Source organism: Duganella sp. CF517, assembly GCF_900110275.1.
Classification (GTDB): Bacteria; Pseudomonadota; Gammaproteobacteria; order Burkholderiales; family Burkholderiaceae_D; genus Rugamonas.
In genome coordinates, this window is the sequence record NZ_FODC01000008.1 from 296,136 (window position 1) to 316,599 (window position 20,464).

Annotated in this window: 12 protein-coding genes and 1 tRNA gene; 9 read left to right on the forward strand and 4 right to left on the reverse strand. The window is 66.8% G+C overall.

What is annotated here, in order from left to right; translation table 11 throughout:
• Positions 1–6: 6 nt before the first annotated feature.
• The 7 genes from lolB to BMX85_RS26770 all read left to right on the forward strand — a co-directional run bounded on the left by lolB (position 7) and on the right by BMX85_RS26770 (position 5,651).
• Positions 7–627 (forward strand): lipoprotein insertase outer membrane protein LolB, encoded by a 621-nt coding sequence (gene lolB, locus BMX85_RS26740; RefSeq protein WP_090326031.1) that lies wholly within the window; start codon positions 7–9, stop codon positions 625–627.
• 16 nt (positions 628–643) lie between these two features.
• Positions 644–1,522 carry a 4-(cytidine 5'-diphospho)-2-C-methyl-D-erythritol kinase gene (gene ispE / locus BMX85_RS26745; protein ID WP_090326034.1) on the forward strand — a complete coding sequence of 293 codons (879 nt, stop codon included), beginning with the start codon at positions 644–646 and terminating at the stop codon, positions 1,520–1,522.
• A 79-nt stretch (positions 1,523–1,601) separates the two neighbouring features.
• Positions 1,602–1,678 (forward strand) — tRNA-Gln (locus tag BMX85_RS26750).
• Between the two features lie 148 nt (positions 1,679–1,826).
• Positions 1,827–2,777 (forward strand): ribose-phosphate pyrophosphokinase, encoded by a 951-nt coding sequence (locus BMX85_RS26755; RefSeq protein ID WP_090326037.1) that lies wholly within the window; start codon positions 1,827–1,829, stop codon positions 2,775–2,777.
• A gap of 175 nt (positions 2,778–2,952) precedes the next feature.
• Entirely contained in the window at positions 2,953–3,588 is a 636-nt protein-coding gene (locus tag BMX85_RS26760) for a 50S ribosomal protein L25/general stress protein Ctc (RefSeq protein WP_090326040.1), read from the forward strand.
• 111 nt (positions 3,589–3,699) lie between these two features.
• Positions 3,700–4,281 (forward strand): aminoacyl-tRNA hydrolase, encoded by a 582-nt coding sequence (pth, locus tag BMX85_RS26765; RefSeq protein ID WP_090326042.1) that lies wholly within the window; start codon positions 3,700–3,702, stop codon positions 4,279–4,281.
• A gap of 59 nt (positions 4,282–4,340) precedes the next feature.
• The gene (locus BMX85_RS26770; protein ID WP_090326045.1) at positions 4,341–5,651 is read left to right on the forward strand and encodes an amidohydrolase; all 1,311 of its coding nucleotides are present in this window, start codon (positions 4,341–4,343) and stop codon (positions 5,649–5,651) included.
• Between the two features lie 75 nt (positions 5,652–5,726).
• Here BMX85_RS26770 and BMX85_RS26775 read toward each other — a convergent pair whose 3' ends face one another.
• The 4 genes from BMX85_RS26775 to BMX85_RS26790 form a co-directional block, all read right to left on the reverse strand.
• Complete coding sequence (locus tag BMX85_RS26775) at positions 5,727–7,157, reverse strand: DUF3999 family protein (protein WP_090326050.1); 1,431 nt, start codon at positions 7,155–7,157, stop codon at positions 5,727–5,729.
• Positions 7,154–10,366, reverse strand: a complete 3,213-nt coding sequence (locus tag BMX85_RS26780) for a DUF2339 domain-containing protein (RefSeq protein ID WP_090326161.1) — start codon at positions 10,364–10,366, stop codon at positions 7,154–7,156. Before BMX85_RS26780 ends, BMX85_RS26775 begins: the two co-directional genes overlap by 4 nt.
• A gap of 86 nt (positions 10,367–10,452) precedes the next feature.
• Positions 10,453–12,282: a DUF885 domain-containing protein gene (locus BMX85_RS26785; RefSeq protein ID WP_090326054.1), complete on the reverse strand. Its 1,830-nt coding sequence runs from the start codon at positions 12,280–12,282 to the stop codon at positions 10,453–10,455.
• Positions 12,283–12,400: 118 nt separating this feature from the next.
• Positions 12,401–13,048 carry a glycine zipper 2TM domain-containing protein gene (locus tag BMX85_RS26790; RefSeq protein ID WP_090326057.1) on the reverse strand — a complete coding sequence of 216 codons (648 nt, stop codon included), beginning with the start codon at positions 13,046–13,048 and terminating at the stop codon, positions 12,401–12,403.
• A 277-nt stretch (positions 13,049–13,325) separates the two neighbouring features.
• Here BMX85_RS26790 and ychF point away from each other — a divergent pair, with 277 nt between their 5' ends.
• Positions 13,326–14,417 carry a redox-regulated ATPase YchF gene (gene ychF / locus BMX85_RS26795; RefSeq protein ID WP_090326061.1) on the forward strand — a complete coding sequence of 364 codons (1,092 nt, stop codon included), beginning with the start codon at positions 13,326–13,328 and terminating at the stop codon, positions 14,415–14,417.
• Positions 14,418–14,624: 207 nt separating this feature from the next.
• On the forward strand, positions 14,625–20,464 hold a 5,840-nt coding region (locus tag BMX85_RS31465), incomplete at its 3' end, for a calcium-binding protein (protein WP_090326064.1).

Consider the following 20,464-nt stretch of genomic DNA (forward strand, 5'->3'; position numbering starts at 1 on the left):
TCACCGATGACGATTTCCACTTTCCGCCGCGCGGCGAACACGCTGGCACTGGCCGGCGCGCTGGCCGTGCTGGCCGGCTGCGCCACCACCTCGGCGCCGCGCTCGACCAGCGCCGTCGCGCCGTACCGCGACACCCTCGACCTGAACGGCCGCATCGCCGTCAATTACAGCCGGGACGGCAAGCAGGAGTCGCTGAGCGGCAGGTTCACCTGGCGCCAGACGGCCGCCAACACCGACGTCAGCCTGATCTCGCCGACCGGGCAAACGGTCGCCGTCATCACCGTCACGCCGACCTCGGCAACGTTGAAGCGCAGCGGCGAGCCGACCCGCACCGCCTCCGACCTCGACAGCCTGACCCGCCAGACGCTGGGCTGGACCCTGCCGGTGTCCGGCCTGCGCGACTGGCTGCAGGGCTACGCCGTCGCCGCCGACGGCAGCCGCTTCACCGCCTCGCCGGCCAGCGACACCGTGGTCACCCGCGACGGCTGGAAGCTCGACTACCTGTCGTGGCAGGATGAATCGGCGGCCGTGCCGCAACCGAAACGCATCGACGTCACCCGCATCGCGCTCGGCCAGCAGGTCGACGACATGTCGATCCGCATCGTCATCGACCCCGTTGCCCAATAACCTTTACGCTATTTCGATGACCAGTCTGAAGAATTGCCCGGCGCCGGCCAAACTGAACCTTTTCCTGCACGTCAATGGCCGCCGCGCCGACGGCTACCATTTGCTGCAAACGGTGTTCCAGCTGGTCGACCACGGCGACACCCTGCATTTCACCTTGCGTGACGACGCCGCGCTGCGCCGCGTGACGGCGATCGACGGCGTGCCGGAGGAGGGCGACCTGATCATCCGCGCCGCCAGGCTGCTGCAGGCCGAAGTGCTGCGCCGCACCGGCGCCTTGCCGCGCGGCGTCGATATCGCCATCGACAAGATCCTGCCGATGGGCGGCGGCCTGGGCGGCGGCTCGTCGGACGCGGCCACCACCCTGATGGTGTTGAACCATTTGTGGCAAGCCGGTCTAAGCAAGCAGGAGTTGATGGCGCTGGGCCTGCCGCTGGGCGCGGACATCCCGTTCTTCATCTTCGGCGAAACCGCGTTCGCCGAGGGCGTGGGCGAGGCGCTGCAGCCGGTGAAAGCGCCCGATTGTTGGTATGTCGTCATCGAACCCGGGGTCGCGGTGCCCACGGCGGCAATTTTTTGCTCGGAACATTTGACAAGGAACACAGCGCCCGTCATAATAACGGACTTTTCCAGCTACCACGAAAATCAAACTGATTTGAAGGGGTACGGAAGGAACGATTTACAGCAAGTGGCAACGAGTTTGTTCCCGCCGGTAGCAGAGGCGATAGCATGGCTTGGCGCTCACGGTGATGCCAGGATGACTGGTTCCGGTGCTTGTGTATTTTGTGCAGTGGCAACCCAGGCCGAAGCCGACGCGGTACTTCAACAAGTACCCGCCAAGTGGAAAGCATGGAAGGCCGAAGCGCTGATACGGCATCCACTCACTAAAATGTTGTAGTCGGGTAAAAAAAGATTTGGCTTGGCGTGAAATTGGCGATAAAATACTCGCCGTTGTAGCGACAAGCAGTCAGTTGCGTAGGGGAATCGCCAAGCTGGTTAAGGCACTGGATTTTGATTCCAGCATACCAAGGTTCGAATCCTTGTTCCCCTGCCATTCGTTTTCCTTGCGACACCGTCGAGGCACTAGTCTCCGGCCAAGGCAAGCATCAATGTCCGCGCCAGGCGCGGATCATTCTGAGTACAGCGCCACGCGGCTTCCGCTGGCGACATCAAAAATTTCATCGACTATCTCTGGGACTCCCATGGCTTACGAAAACCTGATGGTTTTTACCGGCAACGCTAATCCTGCGTTGGCAGAAGGAGTCGCAAAAAATCTCGGCATTCCACTCGGCAAGGCAAACGTTTCGAAATTCTCGGACGGCGAAGTGATGGTCGAGATTAACGAGAACGTTCGCGGTAAAGACGTTTTCGTTCTGCAATCGACTTGCGCACCAACCAACGACAGCCTGATGGAGTTGATCCTGATGGTCGACGCGTTGAAACGCGCCTCGGCAGGCCGCATCACCGCCGCCATCCCTTACTTCGGTTACGCCCGCCAAGACCGCCGCCCGCGTTCGGCGCGTGTCGCGATCTCGGCCAAAGTCGTGGCCAACATGCTGGAAAGCGCCGGCGTCGAGCGCGTCCTGATCATGGACCTGCACGCGGACCAGATCCAGGGCTTCTTCGATATCCCGGTCGACAATATTTACGCTTCGCCTATCCTGCTGAGCGATCTGCAGAAAAAGAACTACCAGGACCTGCTGGTGGTGTCGCCGGACGTCGGCGGCGTGGTGCGCGCGCGCGCGCTGGCCAAACGCCTGGGCTGCGACCTGGCCATCATCGACAAGCGCCGTCCGAAAGCCAACGTCTCCGAAGTGATGAACATCATCGGTGAAGTCGAAGGCCGCAACTGCGTCATCATGGATGACATGGTCGATACCGCCGGTACGCTGGTCAAGGCGGCCGAAGTGCTGAAAGAGCGCGGCGCCACCAAGGTGGTCGCGTATTGCACCCACGCGGTCCTGTCGGGCCCCGCGATCGAGCGCATCGCCAATTCGTCGCTGGACGAGCTGGTCGTGACCGACACGATTCCGCTGTCCGACGCGGCCCGCGCCTGCGGCAAGATCCGCCAGCTGACCTGCGCGCCATTGCTGGCCGAAACGTTCAAACGCATCATCAAGGGCGATTCCGTGATCTCCCTGTTTATCGACTGATCGATAAGCAAGCGATCGACGACGCTACGGTTTTTTAGCGGCGCGCGTGGCGAATATGCCCCGCGCGCCGTTGTACTTCCCGGTTTCATGAGCGCAGTCAGCTCATTTTCGAAGCACCCTGGTCGCGGGGGCTTCATAACACGAGGCGCGAGCCTTGTTATTTTTGGAGTTACACATGAAAGTTGTTGCATTCAAACGCGAATTGCAAGGTTCCGGAGCGAGCCGCCGCCTGCGCAATTCGGGCCAAACCCCAGGCATCATCTACGGCGGTACCGAAGCGCCAGTGACCATCTCGCTGGACCACAACGCGCTGTACCACGCGCTGAAAAAAGAAGCCTTCCACTCGTCGATCCTGGATCTGGAAATCGACGGCAAGACCCAGCAAGTGCTGCTGCGCGACTTCCAAGTCCACGCGTTCAAGCAACTGGTTCTGCACGCTGACTTCCAGCGCGTCGATGCCGGCAAGAAAGTGCACATGAAAGTCGCACTGCACTTCGCCAACGCCGAAGTCTCGCCAGCGGTCAAGCTGCACGGCGCCACCATCAGCCACGTCGCCAACGAAATCGAAGTGTCGTGCCTGCCGAAAGACCTGCCAGAGTTCATCACCGTCGACCTGACCAACATCGACGTCGGCAACTCGCTGCACATCGACGAACTGACCCTGCCAGCAGGTGTTACCGCTGTTGCCGCCGGCACCAACCTGACCATCGCCACCGCTTCGGTGCCGCCAGGTCACGTGTCGGCCGAAGCTGACGCCGCTGAAGCCGCTCCAGCAGCCGATGCCAAGCCAGCCGCCAAAGCCAAGAAGTAATATTGAACGCCGCAGCGATGCGGCGGCAATGAAGGACCCCCGCTAGCCCAAGGCCGTCGGGGGTTTTTTTTCGTTTGACCGATAATATCGTTTTCCTTGATTGAGCATCCCATGCCCATACGCCTCATCGTCGGCCTCGGCAATCCCGGCGCCGAATACGAACAAACCCGCCACAATGCCGGCTTCTGGCTGGTCGACAACCTCGCCAACGACGTCGGCGCGCGCCTGCAGCGCGAGACCAAGTACAACGCGCTGATGGCCAAGGCTTCGATCGCCGGGCGCGAGGTGTACCTGCTGGAACCGCAGACGTATATGAACCGCTCCGGGCAATCGGTCGGCGGCTTGTGCCGCTTTTTCAAGATCAATCCGGACGAGGTGCTGGTGGTGCACGACGAGCTCGACCTGATGCCCGGCATCGCGCGGCTGAAGAAGGGCGGCTCGTCGGGCGGCCACAACGGCCTCAAGGACATCACCGCCGCGCTCGGCACGCAGGACTATTGGCGGCTGCGCCTGGGCATCGGCCATCCGCGCACGCTCAGCCTGCAACAGCAGGTGGCCGACTTCGTGCTGCACCGGCCGCGCCGCGAAGACCAGGACCTGATCGAGCAGGCCATCGACAAATCGCTGCTGGTGATGCCGTCCATCGTCGAAGGCAAGTTCGAGGCCGCCACGATGAAACTGCATACGGTCTGACGCCGGCGTGTCGATGGTATGCTGAGGGAATTATTTTCCTCAAACTAAGGACACCATCAATGAAGCGCTTGCCGATCGCCGCACTCGTAACATCTTTATTGTTGGCCGCTGCTCAAACGCCGGCCCAGGCGCAGGACGGCGGCGCCGTCGCCAGGCAGATCGACGGCATGTATCCCAAGCTCGACGTCATCTACAAGGACTTGCACGCGCATCCCGAAGTGGCCTTCCAGGAAGTGCGCACGGCCGCCAAGCTGGCCGCCGAGATGCGCGCCATCGGCTTCGACGTCACCGAGAAGGTCGGCAAGACCGGCATCGTCGCCCTCTACAAGAACGGCGCCGGCCCGACGGTGCTGGTGCGCACCGAGATGGACGGGCTGCCGATGGAGGAAAAATCCGGCTTCCCATATTCCAGCAAGGCCCATGCGACCCTGGACGGCAAGGACACGATGGTGGCCCATAGCTGCGGCCACGACGTCCACATGACGGCCTGGCTGGGCGCCGCGCGCACCCTGGTGGCGATGAAATCGCAATGGAAGGGCACGTTGATGTTCATCGGCCAGCCGGCCGAGGAGATCGTCGCCGGCGCCAAGGCCATGCTCGACGACGGCCTGTTCAAGCGCTTCCCGAAACCGGACTACGCCTTCGCCTTGCACTCGTGGCCGCTGGCCTATGGCACCATCGGCTACAACAGCGGCCCGGTGTCGTCGAACTCGGACGCCATCGAGATCACCTTCAAGGGGCGCGGCGGCCACGGCTCGGCGCCGGACAAGGCGCTCGACCCGATCACCATCGCCGCCCGCTTCGTGGTCGACGTGCAAACCGTCATCAGCCGCGAGAAAGATCCGAAGGAATTCGGCGTGGTGACGATCGGCGCCATCAACGGCGGCAGCGTCGGCAACATCATCCCCGACTCGGTCAAGGTGCGCGGCACCATCCGCACCTACAACCCGCAAGTGCGCGCCAAGATCCTGGCCGGCGTGCGGCGCGTGGCCAACGCCTCGGCGGCGATGGCCGACGCGCCCGCGCCCGACGTCGAGCTGATCACCGGGGGCGCGGCCATCGTCAACAACGACGCGCTGGTGACGCGCACCGAGGGCGTGCTCAAGCAAGCCTTCGGCGACGCCAACGTCGCCCGCATGCCGGCCATGACGGCCAGCGAGGATTTCTCGGTCTACGCCAACGAAGGGATACCGTCGATGTTCTTCTTCACCGGCGTCTACGATCCGAAGGCGGTGGCCGAGGCCGACAAGCCAGGCGGCAAGCCGATCGCCTTCAACCACTCGCCGTACTACGCGCCGGTGCCGGAGCCGTCGATCAAGACGGCGGCGCAGGCGATGACGCTGGCGGTGCTGAATGTGCTGTCCAAATAACCCGCATCGGTCCGCTTGCACGCCGGGCCGATGACGGCGTCGCGCCTCATCCGCCCGGCGCTTCAGGTCGACGCTTCAGGTCGCGGATTTGGGTTGCAGCAAGCGCCACACCATGAAGGCCAACACCCCGACCCCCAGCAGTAACACTCCCCACAGCAACAGCAGGCGCCGCTGCGCGGCGGAAGCCGCCGCCAGCGCGGCCGCGTCGGCGTTGGCGGCGGCGCCCTGCTGCGCCGTGGCCGGACCGGCGGTCGCGCGCTCCAGTGTTTGCAATTCGCTGTCGGCGAAGCCCGGCGCCACCTGGTCGACCGGGCGCGCCGCCGCCGCGGCGCGCTCGCGGCCTACCGCCAACGTATAGGGCGCGTTGCCGCTGCCGAGGAAGATCAGCGTGGCCGGTTGCCACTCCACCCGCAGCGCCGGTTGGACGCTGGCGGGCGCCGCCGTGCGCAGCACCCATAGCGGCGCATGCCGCGGCGCGACGTCGAGGTCGCCCGAGGCGCGCGCCTGCCCGCCCTGGGCGATGCGGTAGAACGTGGTGGCGACGACCGGCTCGAAGCGGCGCTGCGGCGCCGCCCCGGCCTGGCGCGCCGGCGCCGCGCGATATACGCCCACGGTGGCCGGCAGCACCACGTTGGTTTCGGCAAACTGCAATCCCACCTTGACCGGCGCCACCGCCAGCGGCATCTTGTACACCAGGTCGCCGGGCTGATCGCCGGCTGCCGGTTGCAGCACCAGTCGTTCCCCCGGCGGCGCGACGTCGGTGCGCACCGGCTGCTCGGCCGTGACGGCGGCGAACTGCAGCGGCGTGCCGCTGCGCCAGGTCAGGCGCGCGTAGCGGAAGGTGCGGGCGTCGAAATCGAGGCGGTCGTTGGCCAGCGTCTGCGCGTCCTGGTTGACCAGCCAGTTCAGCTCGGCGGCGCCGACCGTGTCCCAGCGCTTCATGTCGTCGCTGGTTTCCAGCCAGACCTGGGCGCTGTAGTCGCGCCGGTCCGGCGGCAACGTGAAGCGCAGCGCATTGACCGGCGGCGTCTTGCCGCCGGCGGCCGGCTTGCCCAGATCGAGGATCAGCGCCTTCAGGCGCGCCGGGCCGGCGCTGTCGGCGCCGCGTTCCGGGCGCACTTTCACCGACAGCAGGCGGCCGTCGGGCGCCGTGCTGACGTCGAGATCGAGTTGCGAGGCGGCGCTATCGGCCCCGCCGGCGCCCGTCAGCGGAAACACCGTCAGCGGCAGGTCCTTGTGGCCGATGCTGGTTTCGATGTCCGGCGCGCGCAACGCGAACGGTTGCGGCACGCCCCTGGCGTCGAACACGCGCACGTCGTCGAGCAGCGGCGTGCGCGCGTGCAGATAGACGTCGCGCGGCAGGCGCACCTGCAGCACGCCCTGCTTTGCGCCGGCCGACAGCGGCAACAGGTGCGTGTAATCCTTCGGCGCGTCGCTGTCGGCGGCGCTGGCCGGCAGGGCCGCGGCCGACAAGCCCAACGCGGCGGCGATCAATAATGTTTTCATGCGGTCTCCGCGGGTTTTTCGGTTTCGGTGGGGAAGGGCGCCAGATAGCCGATGCCGACCATCAGCGCGCCAACGCCGAGGAAGGAGACGATGCGCTCGACGCCGCCGATGTTGGACAGGTCCACCAGGAACAGTTTGCCCACCACCAGCGCCAGCAGCACCGCGCCGCCGATCCAGACGCTGCGCACGGCACGCGTGGCCGCATGGCGCATCAGCAGCAGCGCGGTCACGCTCCACACCAGCGACAGCATCGCCTGCACGAACTGCGAAGCGAACATGCTGTCGAAGGTGTACGGCACGTCCAGGTAATGCGACACGGTGCGCAGCAACGCCAGATTGAACCACGCATAGCCGAACAGCGCGATCGCCAGCGGCGCCGGCGCGATCCAGCCGGCCGGCCAGGCGCGCGCGGCGGCCGGCGTGGCCGACGGCGTTTGCAGGCGCAGGCAGGCGATCAACAGCACGATCGCGAAGCAAGTGCTCAGGTCGAGCGGGTTGAGCAGCGGCAGATACGGCAGCGGCGACATCCCGCCGTCCTGCGTGAAGTTCCACGCGCCCACCAGCAAGGCCAGCCAGATGCAGGCCAGCGGAACCAGGCAGCGCCGGTACCAGCGCGGGATCGGCCGCACCGGCCAGCCGTCGGCGCGGACGCGCTGCATCATCCAGCCGGTGGCCGCCATCATCAGCCATGATGGAATGAACCTGGCCCAGCTGGCGCCGGTGTCCCAGTCGCCGACGTCGGCGTCGGCCACGGTGCCGGCCATCCAGCCGGCGATCCAATCGGAGGCCACCGGCCAGATCATCAGCCACGGGCCGGCGCTGCGCACCGTGTGCGCGGCATGCAGCCACCCGGCGGCGATGCGCCAGCCCCTGCGCGGCCAGACGGCCAGCAGCCATTCGCCAGCCAGCCACAGCGCGGCGAAGGCGATCCACGCATTGGCGCCCGGCAGGCGGGAGTCGCCGTACAGCGCCACCAGGGTCAGCAGCGTCGTCAGCGCCAGCGCCGGCCAGACCGGCACGCTGAACCAGCGCAGCGCCGGCCAGCGCAGGCCGCGCGCCAGCGCCACCGCGACGGCCGCGGTGGCCGCCAGCAGCAGGGCGTAGCTGGCCAGCACGCGGCCGAATTCCGAGCCATTGTCGCCGGGAACCACGGCTTCGTAGATCGGTTCGAGCCAGAACGCCAGGTCCGGCGCGGCGATGCCGAACCACCACAGCGCCGCCCACACCAGCATCAGCCGGTACACGGTGAAGACCCGCGTGCCACGCCCGGCTTGTTGCCGCATGAGCGCCCAACTGCTGAACAAGGCGCCGGCGAAAATCATCAATGAACCGAGCAGTGGCCGCTCGAGCAGGTTCGCGTCGAGCTGGTCGTCCCAGCGGCCCAGCGATACCGCCAGCAGCGTGGCGCCGGCGACCGCCTGCACCGCCAGCGCGATGGCGGCGGCCAGCGGCCACGCCATCTTGCGCGCGATCGCGTACAGGCCGGCGGCGGCCAGCAGCGCGCTGGCGACCAGCAGGGTGCCCTGGCGGTGCCCGTCCACGCGCAGGAAGATCTCGGTCCACGCCCCGGCCACCAGCCACACCGTGGCCCCCGCCAGGAACACGCCGGCCAGCAGGTTGAAGCCGCGCGTGCGCTCCTGTGCGCGGAAGCGCGTGGCCATCATGAAGCCGGTCAGGGCCAGCAGGACGAAGCCGAGCCACAGGTTCGAATCGGCGGCGCGCTCGCTCGACAGGCCGCTGGCGGTGCCGACGAACGACAGCCACGCGCCGAACTGCACCAGCAGGCCGAAGATCCAGGCCAGCTTTTGCTTCTGGCGCAGGCCGATCCAGACGATGCCGGCGCCTTCCAGCGCCCAGGCGGCCGAGGTCCAGCGGCCGTCGAGCGCGAACGGTATCGCCAGCGTGCCGAAGACGACGCCGAGCGCGAGGAAGGCGTCGCCCAGCAGCGCGTACTGGTCGCGCCGGCGCAGCGCGGTCGCCAGGCCGATGTAGAACAGGCCGAGCGCCAGCGCCGAATAGGCGACGCCGAACTCGATGCCGCGCACGATGGTGAATTGCAGGCCGAAGCCGAGCATCGGCGTGCCGAACACCAAGGTGCCGTCGACGTAGTTCTTCAGCTTGACGGACTGCCGGCGCGCGTAGGCCAGCGGGATCGAAACATAAAACACGAAGAACAGCAGCAGGAACAACTGCACCGACAGGTAGTTTTCCGGCACGTAGCGCTGTGCGCCCCAGGCGGTGGCGATGCTGAAGGTGAAGGCGAAGCCCAGCAGATTGAGCGGACGCCACGAGCGCAGCAGCGCCAGGCCCAGCACGCCGGCGTTGAGCAGCGCGTAATACGAGAACAGCCCGATGTGGCTGCCGCCGCCGCTGGAGGCGAGGATCGGCGCGGCGAAGCCGCCGGCGATGCCGAAGATCGCCAGCCACATGGCGTTTTGCAGCACCGCCAGCACGCAGGTGAAGACGGTCAGCACCAGCAGCAGCGCGAACGCCAGCGCGCTTGGTATCAGTTGGTACAGGCGGAAGGCGCCGAAGGTGACCAGCATCAGCACGGCCACCGCCGCGCCTTGCACGGGCAGGCTGATCGCGGGACGGCGCAGGCGGATGCGCCAGGCCCAGGCCAGCAGCGCCAGGTCGGCCAGCACGATGCCGGCCAGGCGCAATTCGATCGGCACGGTGACGCGGGCGGCGGTGTATTTCAGCAGGAAGCTGACGCCGATGAACAGGATCAACAGGCCGAGCTTGGCCACCAGATTGCCGCCGAACAGCCAGGCCTTGGCGGCCACCAGCCATTGGGGCGGCGGCCGTGGCGCGCGCGGCGGCGGCGTCTCGGTCGTCTCCGGCGTTGAATCGAGCCGCAGTTTGGGCAGTGGTTTGGGGTCCGACGGCATCTCCGGCTGTGGCTGCGGCGGCGCTGCGACAGCGGCGGGACTGTCGGGCAGGAGCCAGTCGGCTTCGACCAGTTCGAACGGATTGGCCGGCGTCAGCGGCTTGATCGCCGGTGCCGGCCGGTCCGCCATTACCGGTTCGAACGGCTGGAGCGGCGCGTCGGCGTGCTCGGGCTGCGATGCCGGCGACACCGGCGTCCGCAGCATGGCGAGCTTTTCCTCCAGATCGGCGATCAGCTTGCGGGCGTGACGGGCCTCACCCCGCGCCCGCCACGCGATGTTGAACGTGACGATGCCGAAAATGAGCAGCAGTATTTCCATAAAAACCTCGCTGAAGTAAGCCCGCAAGGTATCACAACTGCAAGGTTGCCTCCAGGATAATTATCAAAGCGGCTCTTAAGCGGCTCTTACTTGCTTGCGGCGATCCACTTGTCGACGCGCGCCTCCAGGATCGGCAACGGCAGGGTGCCGTCGCCGATCACCACCTGATGGAATTTCTGGTAGCTGAACCTGTCGCCCAGCGCCGCCTGCGCCCGCGCCCGCAGTTCCAGGATTTTCAGCGAGCCGATCTTGTAGCTCAGCGCCTGCGCCGGCCACACCATGTAGCGCTCGATCTGGTTTTTCGCGCGCGCCTCGCTCCAGCCCAAGGTCTCGGCCAGGTAGGCGATCGCCTGCTCGCGGCTCCAGCCCTTGGCGTGCATGCCGGTGTCGACCACCAGGCGCGCCGCGCGCAGCAGCTCGGCGTTCAGATGGCCGTAGTAGGCGACCGGATCGTCGTACAGGCCCAACTCGCGGCCCAGCGTTTCCGAATACAGGGCCCAGCCCTCGGTGTAGGCCGCGCTGTTGGGATTCTCGGTGCTGAACTTGCGGAAGTCCGGCAGGTCCAACTCTTTCAGCAGCGCGCCGTGCAGGTGGTGGCCCGGCACGCCCTCGTGCAGGAACAGGCTGACCATGTCGACCCGGCTGTACTGCTTGGGATCGTTGACGACCGGCCAGAACACGCCCGGATGCGAACCGTCCGCCGCCGGCGGCGTGTAGTGGTCGGAGGCGGTCGCGCGCGTGAGCTCCGGTTCCAGGTGCAATTCCATCTTCCCTTTCGGAATCAGGCTGAAGTAGGTCGGCAGCTTGGCCTGCACCGTCGCGTAGAGCGTGCGGTAGGCGTCCAGCACCTGCTCGTCGGTGGTGAAGATCTTGAACTTCTGCTGCCCGGCCATCCATTGCGGCAGCTGTTTTTCCGGGCCGTCGTAGCCCAGCTTCGGTCCCAGCGCCGTCAGTTGTTGCTGGATGCGCGCCACTTCCTTCAAGCCCAGCGCGTGCACCGCGTCCGGCGTCAGCGGCAGGTTGGTGCTGTCCTTGATGCGGGCCGCGTACCAGGCGGCGCCGTTCGGCAGCGCGCTCCAGCCGGTGCTGGCGCGGCTGGCGGGCAGGTATTCGTTTTGCAGGAAATCCACCAGGCGCGTCAGCGCCGGCGCGATTTTGGTGTCGACGGTGTTCAGGTAGGCCGCCGCCAGCTTTTGCTTGTCGGCGGCGGAAAACTGCGCCGGCATGCGCGTGACGGGCGAATAGTAGACGCTGGTCTCCGGCGTGGCCGCGCGCAGGTTCTGGAACTGCGGCAGCATCGCCACCGTGATCGCCTTCGGCTGCACCACGCCGGCGCGGATGCCTTGCTTCATATTGGCGATGGCCTGGTCTATCCACGCGGGCAATTGCTTGAGCCGGCCCAGGTAGGCTTGATACTGGGCGACCGTGCCCAGCGGCTGCGAACCGGTGCCGTCGGCGTAGTTGGCCAGCGTGCTGGGCACGTTGTCGAACTGGTTGAGCGGCAGCAGATGTTCCGGGAAGGACTCCAGCTGCATCGCGTTATTGAGTTCGTAGGACAGCAGGTCGTAGGTCAGCTGGTCCGGCTCGCCGAGCTGGTCGCGCCGCACGGTCATCAACTGCTTCTGCATCTGCCGGTATTGCGTGAACTGGGCGGCGCGCACGGCGGGGGAAATGGCCAGGCCGATCTGATCGTTGTAGCGGCTGTCGCCGTTGGCGGTGGCGAACAGCAGCGGATCGAACTTGCAGCGCGCCGCGTGGAACGCCGCCGCCAGTTTCGCCAGTTGTTTTTGGGCCTGGCTGGCATGGGCGGCGGACGCCTGCGCGGCCTGGACCGGCAACATGCCGGTGCCGGCGAAAAGCAGGGTGGTGATCAGTACGGAAGTCCGCAGCGAGGCGCGACAGCGGGTATGGGGCATCGACATTTCCTGGTGAGCGGATAAGCCGCCCGGCGGGCGGCTTATCCAGACGTGGGCAATTGTTCGCCAGGAAGTCTAGCATTAAACAAGTGACCGGGACACTGCCCGGTCCGGACGATCAGTTCGAACGCAGGCCGCCGTCGACCACGCGCACGTCGTCGCCCTGGTGCCACGACGGCTGCTCGGTCTGATGGAACTTGCGTACCGAACCATCGTTCATGCGCACCACGATGTCGTAGCTCTTGTTGGCCTTGACCCGGCCTTCGATCTGGTTGCCGGCAACCGCGCCGCCGATGGCGCCGGCCACGGTGGCCAGTTTGCGGCCGTTGCCGCCGCCCACCTGGTTGCCCAGCAGGCCGCCGACCAGCGCGCCGCCGACCGCGCCGACGCCGCTGCCTTCGGCGCGGGTGTCGATTTCATTGACGGCTTCGACCACGCCGCAGTTGTTGCAGACCGCCGGCGCGCTCTTGACCGGGGTGTGCTTGACGACCGCAGGCTTGTCGCGCACGGCTTCGCGGACCGGCTCGCGTTCACGGACCGGCTCGCGGACTTGTTCACGCACCGGCTCGCGCACCTGGTCGCGGCCTGGCGCGGATTGTTCGACCAGCGGCTTGCCGTTGGGCGCCAGCGACGGGTCCTGGTTTTGCGAGTTCGACGAAGGCAGCCAGCCCATGATGGCGGCGACGCCCACGCCACTCACCAGCACAACGGCGGCGGCGGCGGCCATGATCATCGGGTGCAGCTTGGCGTTGGATGTGTTATTCATTTTTCTACCTTTTATGTGTGGAGTGGCTTGTGTGACTACAAGCAACTAACGCGCTGGAGCGCGGTTCGACCGACGCAGATTTCGTATCAAATGTAAGCAATTGTTCCTGGAATGCATGAAGCGGCCGGCTTTGGCCCTGTTTTTTTGATGACTGGGGGCGGGGGAGGTACAATTGATTCTTGAACGCTTTAAATAGCAGGAATATTCAGAAAACGCCCGCGTCGGCCGTTTTTCACCAGCCGCTCGCCGGCAACATTTGATTATTAAAAGGTTTTCCATGAGTCTCCAATGCGGCATCGTCGGCCTGCCCAACGTCGGCAAGTCCACCCTCTTCAACGCCCTGACCAAGGCCGGCATCCCGGCTGAAAACTATCCGTTCTGCACCATCGAACCCAACGTCGGCGTGGTCGAGGTGCCGGACCCGCGCATGGCCGCGCTGGCCGCCATCGTCAAGCCGGAACGCATGGTCAACGCCATCGTCGAATTCGTCGACATCGCCGGCCTGGTGGCCGGCGCGTCGCAGGGCGAGGGCCTGGGCAACCAGTTCCTGTCGCACATCCGCGAAACCGACGCCATCGTCAACGTCGTGCGCTGCTTCGAGGACGACAACGTGATCCACGTGTCCGGCAAGGTCAGCCCGCTGGACGACATCGAAGTCATTCAAACCGAGCTGGCGCTGGCCGACCTGGGCACCGTGGAAAAAGCCATCCACCGCGAAAACAAGAAAGCCCGCTCCGGCGACAAGGACGCGGCCAAGCTGCTGGCCATCATGGAGCGCATCGTGCCGCACCTGAACGAAGCCAAGCCGGTGCGCGCCATGGGCCTGGACGCCGACGAGATGGCCCTGATCAAGCCGCTGTGCCTGATCACCGCCAAGCCGGCCATGTATGTCGCCAACGTCTCCGACACCGGCTTCACTAACAATCCGCTGCTCGACCAGCTGACCGCCTACGCGGCCACCCAGAACGCGCCGATCGTCGCCATCTGCGCCTCGATCGAAGCCGAGATCGCCGACCTGGAAGACGCCGACAAGACCGAGTTCCTGAACGACATGGGCATGGAAGAGCCGGGCCTGGACCGCCTGATCCGCGCCGCCTACAAGCTGCTCGGCCTGCAGACCTACTTCACCGCCGGCGTCAAGGAAGTGCGCGCCTGGACCATCCACGTCGGCGACACCGCGCCGCAGGCGGCCGGCGTCATCCACACCGACTTCGAACGCGGCTTCATCCGCGCGCAGACCATCGCCTACGACGATTTCATCCAGTACAAGGGCGAGGCCGGCGCCAAGGAGGTGGGCAAGATGCGCGCCGAGGGCAAGGAATACGTGGTCAAGGATGGCGACGTGCTGAACTTCCTGTTCAACGTTTGAACGATCTTTGAGCCTATAAAAAATCCGCGATTGATCGCGGATTTTTTTTGTAAGTTCCATTCTGATAAATGTATCAAAATGTGACAGCCTCATTGTCCTATGGTAAGCTATTTAGTTACCAAAAATACCATTGGACTTCCCTGTGAAACAACAATCCCCCGCCCTTCAGCTTAACGCGATCGAACGCTTTCCGATGAAGGGGGTGGCATGAGTGTCATCAACGGCACGGGCGGCGATGACACATTGGCGGGTACCGAGCAGGATGACCAGCTGTTCGGCGGCGCGGGCAACGACATTCTGAACGATGCGGGCGGCAACGATCTGCTGGACGGCGGCGATGGTAACGACGACCTGTATGGCGGTGCGGGACGCGATACGTTGTTGGGCGGCGCCGGCGACGATGGGCTGTCTGTCTACCTCGGCGTACAGCTGGCCGACGGCGGCGCCGGAAACGACGTTTTCTACAGCGGCATTGGGGGCGGCATCGTCACCGGCACCGCAACCTTGATCGGCGGCGAGGGCGACGACACCTTCCGCCTGCAATACCACAACGGGTCCAATGGCGCTTCGACGGTGCAGGGCGGCGATGGCGCGGACGTTTTCGAGGTGGTGCTCGCTGATGGCAACGAGCGGCAATTGACTGTGAGCGGCGGCAACGGCGGGGATACCTACCGCATCTCGTCCGTCTATCACACGGCAAACTTTACGATCACCGATTTCGCCGCCGGCAGCGGGGCCGGGCAAGACCGGATCGACCTGAGCGCTTATCTGAACGACTACAGCTTCACGCCCAATGGCAATCCGTTTGCCGCCGCTTCCGGCTTTTTCAGGCTGGTGCAGAACGGCGCGGATGTCCAGTTGCAGTACGACCATGACGGCGCCGCTGGCCAGTACCATCAATGGCTGACCGTCGTCACCCTGTCGAATATCCGCGCCACCAGCCTGACGGAGGACAACTTTGTCCACCATATCGCGCCGGATGGCGCTGCGCTGCGCGGCGACGCGATCGCCGGCACCGATGGCAACGACAGCCTGACCGGCTGGATCGCCGATGACACCATCGACGGCGGGGCCGGCAACGACACCCTGGCCGGCAACTATGGGAACGACCTGCTCCGCGGAGGCGCGGACAATGACCGCCTGGGCGGCGACATCGGCAACGACACGCTCTTCGGCGGCGATGGCGCCGATACCCTTTACGGCGACGGCGACGATCAGCTCGACGGTGGCGCCGGCGACGACTTCCTGGTCAATTACCGTGGCAATGCCACCTTGGCGGGCGGCGAAGGCAATGACGCTTTCCTGCTGCAGGACGGCAACGCGACATGGACCGTGCTGGCCGACGGCGGCGCCGGCGACGACACGTTTACCTACAATGGCGACACGTCCGGCAGCCGTTTCACTGTGACCGGGGGCGCCGGCGTCGACACCTATGACGTGCATCAGAGCCTCAGTGGCCTCACGCGGTTCACCATCACCGATTTCAGCGCCGGCGCCGGCGGCGACCGCCTGGACCTGCGCGAGCAGTTGTCCGCGAACAGCTACAACTTGTCCGGCTACACGGGCGGCAATCCGTTCGCCCCCGCGCTGGGCCACTTGCGCCTCGTGCAACAGGGCGCGGACACTTTGCTGCAGATGGACCGCGACGGCGCCTCGGGCCAACAGCCGTTCATCACCGTCTTCACGCTGAAAAACGTGCTCGCCGCTTCGCTGAGTGCCGACAACCTGGTCGGCGGCTACGCGCCCGACGGGCGCGACATGCCCGGCTTGTTTCTGAGCGGCGGCGCGGACGGCGATACCCTGACCGGCGCCACGCTGGCCGACACCATCGACGGCTACGGCGGCGCCGACGTCATTTCTGGCGGCCAGGGGGATGACCTGCTGCGCGGCGGCGACGAGGCCGACGGCACGCCGGGCGACACCATCGACGGCGGTTTCGGCAACGACACCATCGAAGGCGGCGGCGGCGACGATTCGGTGCTGGGGGCGGCGGGCAGCGACCTGATCGACGGAGGCGGGGGCAACGACACCCTCGGCGGCAACGACCAGTTCGGCGGCAACAGCATGTTCGGCCGTCCGAACGGCGATGACACCCTGCTCGGCGGGACTGGCGACGACCGGCTCACCGGCGGCGACTCGAGCTTGCTCGACGGCGGCGCCGGCAACGATACGCTGTTTGGCGGCGGCTCCGCCGCCGGCGGCACCGGCGATGACCTCATCCACATTTACAGCACCGACGGCGGCGTCGTCGCCAACGGCGGCGACGGCAACGACACGCTGGACGCCAACGACTACAACCATGCCTTCAACGCGACGATGATCGGCGGAGCCGGCATCGACACCTTCAGCTTCAACCCCTATCCTGTTTATCACAGCAGCGCCTACATGGTCGCCGATTTCACCGCCGGCGCCGGCGGCGACCGGATCGATCTGCTGCCGCTGCTGGCCTCGCGCGACGCCATCGGTTATATGTACCCGGACCTGCAGGCGGCCGGCATGCCCTTCTTCAAGCTGGCGCAGCAGGGCAACGACACGCTGCTGCAGTTGAACTACGGCAGCCCGCTCCAACCGGCCTTCCTGACACTGGCGGTGCTGAAAAACGTCAATGCCGCCAGCATGACGGCGGCCAACTTCCATGGCCTGACGCTCGATGGCCTGGGCGGCGACGGGCTGCTGGTCCAGGGCACCGGCGGGGCCGACCTGCTGCTCGGCGCGCATTTCGCCGACACGCTGCGCGGCGGGGACGGCGACGACACGCTCGCCGGCGGCCGTGGCAACGATGTGCTCGACGGCGGCGCGGGCGACGACCGCTTCAGCCTGAACTCCAACGATGGCGACGACACGGTGCTCGGCGGCGACGGCGACGACCAGATCGCGCTGGCCAATTGGGACCAGGGCTTCGTCACCTCGTCGGTGACGATCGACGCCGGCGGCGGCGACGACCGGATGACGTTCGACGGTCAATCGCACGGCGTGGTTTCGGCCCGGGCCACCGGCGGCGCCGGCAGCGACACCTATGCCGTCACCAACCCGGAAGCGCTGGGCCGGGTGGTGGTGACCGACTTCGCGGCCGGGACCGGCGGCGACCGGATCGACCTGGAAGGCCTGCTGTCGGCCTACGACCGGTTCCACAGCGACGTCGACACGGGCGGCAACCCCTTCCTGAACGGCCTGCTGCGTCTGCAGCAGGACGGCGCCGACACGCTGCTGCAGACCCACGCGGGCGGCGCGCTGTCGGGCGATTGGCAAACCGTGCTGCGCCTGGCGAACGTCGAGGCCGGCGCGCTGGCGGCCGCCAATTTCGTCGGACACGTCGATCCGGGCGGCGCCCCGACCGCGGGGCTGCTGGTCACCGACAACGGCGAGCGCGTGGTGTCGGGCGGACGCTATAACGACACTGTGGTGGGCGTGTACGGCAACAATATTCTGCTCGGCGGCGGCGGCGACGACCTGCTGCTGGGAACGGATGCCGGCGAAACGCTGGTCGGCGAAAGCGGCGCCGACCGCGTGGAAGCGGGCGGCGGCGACGATTTGATCGAGCGCGAGGGCAAAAACGGTGGCGACGACACGCTGCTGGGCGGCGACGGCAACGACCTCTTCAGGCTGAGCGACTACGGCCCGGGCGAGCGGGTGCTGGCCGACGGTGGCGCCGGCGACGACAGCTTCGAACTGTATCTGGGCGGCGGCTCGGACGACCTGTCGCTGACCGGTGGCGGCGGCCGCGACACCTACGTGCCGCAGGCCGCGTACGGCGACGCGGGCCTGGCGACGGTGCTCGACTTCGTCGCCGGCGCCGGCGGCGACCGCATCGATCTGATCAAGTTCCTCGCCGCGACCGGCAACCAGCAAAGCCGCGTCCCGGACGATCCGTGGGCGTTCGACGGCACCAACCCGTTCCGGACCGGCCACGCGCGGCTGGTGCAATCGGGCGCCGACACGCTGCTGCAACTCGACGCCGACGGCGCCGGCCCCGAGGCCTTCTATACCGCGCTGGTGTTGAAGAACCTCCAGGCGGCGACGCTGACGGCGGACAATTTCGTCGGCGGCACGGCGCCCGACGGCAGCCTGCCGCCGGGCCTGACGGTCGACGGCAATTCGTGGTCGGAAAACATCACCGGCTCCATCTATGGCGACAGGCTGTACGGCAACGGCGGGCGCGACACCATCGACGGCGGCAACGGCAACGATCTGATCGTCGGCGGCGACCAGGCCGGCGACGGCGACGCGCTCGACGGCGGGGGCGGCAAGGACACGCTGCTCGGCGGCGGCGGCAACGACTACCTGGCGGGCGGCGACGGCAACGACAGCCTCGACGGCGGGGCCGGTGTCGATACGCTGTACGGCGGCAACGGCGACGACGTGTTCGTGCTGACCGACAACGCCGACGTCATCGTGTGGGATGCCGGTGTCGGCACCGACACCGTGCGGCTGAACTGGCAAGGCGCCGGCGCGTACACGCTGGCGAGGGGCGTGGAGAACCTGGACGCGTCGGCCTCGCGGGACGGCCAGCATCTGCTGGGGAACGAGCTGGACAATGTGATCACGGGCGGCGCCGGCGCCGACGTGCTCGAAGGCGGCGCCGGCGACGACACCTATCGGCTCGCCGACGGCGCCGACACCGTCATCGAGGCGGCCGACGGCGGCCGCGACACGGTCGTGCTGAACTGGGCCACGGCCGGGCAATATGTGCTCGGCGCCGGCATGGAGAATGCGACGGCGGGCGCCGCGCAGGCCGCCCAGCGCCTGACGGGCAACGCGCTCGACAACGCCCTGACCGGCGGCGCCCACGCCGACACGCTCGACGGCGGCGCCGGCGACGACACCCTCGACGGCGGTGCCGGCAACGACAGCATGGCCGGCGGCGCCGGCAACGACGTCTATCTGGTGGACGCCGGCGGCGACAAGATCGTCGAGGCGGCCGGCGCCGGGCGCGACCGGGTCGTCACGACGCTGGCCGCCTACGTGCTCGACGCCAATATCGAGGACTTGAAGGCCGGCGGCGACGCTGCCTTTAGCGGCACCGGCAACGCGCTGGCCAATGTGCTCGAATCGGGCTCGGGCAACGACACGCTCAACGGTGGCGCCGGCGCCGACACCCTGGCCGGCGGCGCCGGCGACGACGTCTACATCATCGACACGGCGGCGGACCTCGTCGTCGAAAGCGCCGGCGGCGGCGTGGACGCGGTGCGGATCGCCTTCGCGACGGCGGGCGCCTACACGCTGGCCGGCCATGTGGAAAACGCCATGGTGACGGCGGCGGCGGCGGTGGCCGTCACGCTGACCGGCAACGAGCTCGACAATCTTCTGACCGGCAATGGCGGCGCCAGCACGATCAATGGCGGCGCCGGCGACGACACGCTCGACGGCGGCGCCGGCAACGACAAACTGAACGGCGGCAGCGGCGACGACCTCTACTTGGTGGACGCGGCCGGCGACGTGGTAACCGAGTTGACGGGCGAAGGCACGGACACCGTGCGGGCGTCGCAGGCGTCCTACACGCTGACGGCCAACGTCGAGCACCTGGCCTACACCGGCAAGGCCGCGTTCACCGGCACCGGTAACGTGCTCGACAATATCATCACCGGCGGCCATGCCGGCAACAAGCTCGACGGCGGCGCCGGCAACGATCGGCTCGTCGGCGGCGACGGCGCCGACAGCCTGATTGGCGGTCTGGGCGACGACACCTTCGTCGGCGCGAGCGGCAAGGACACCATCGACGGCGGCGCCGGCACCGACCTGCTGCAGGGCCTGGGCAAGTTCGGCGATTACACCGTCACCCGCGTGACCGCCACCGACACCATGCTGGCCGACAAGGCCGGCAGTGTCATTGCGGTGCGCGGGGTGGAAAACTTCGCCTTCGCCGACGGCGACAAGACGCTGGCGCAGGTGCAGGACAACGTCCCCAGCGCCGGCAACGACAGCCTGCATGGCAGCAATGGCAACGACGTGCTCAACGGCGGCCTCGGCGTCGACACCTTGAGCGGCGGCCTGGGCGACGACACCTATGTGCTGCTCAACGCGGCCGACGTGGTGCTGGAAAACGCCGG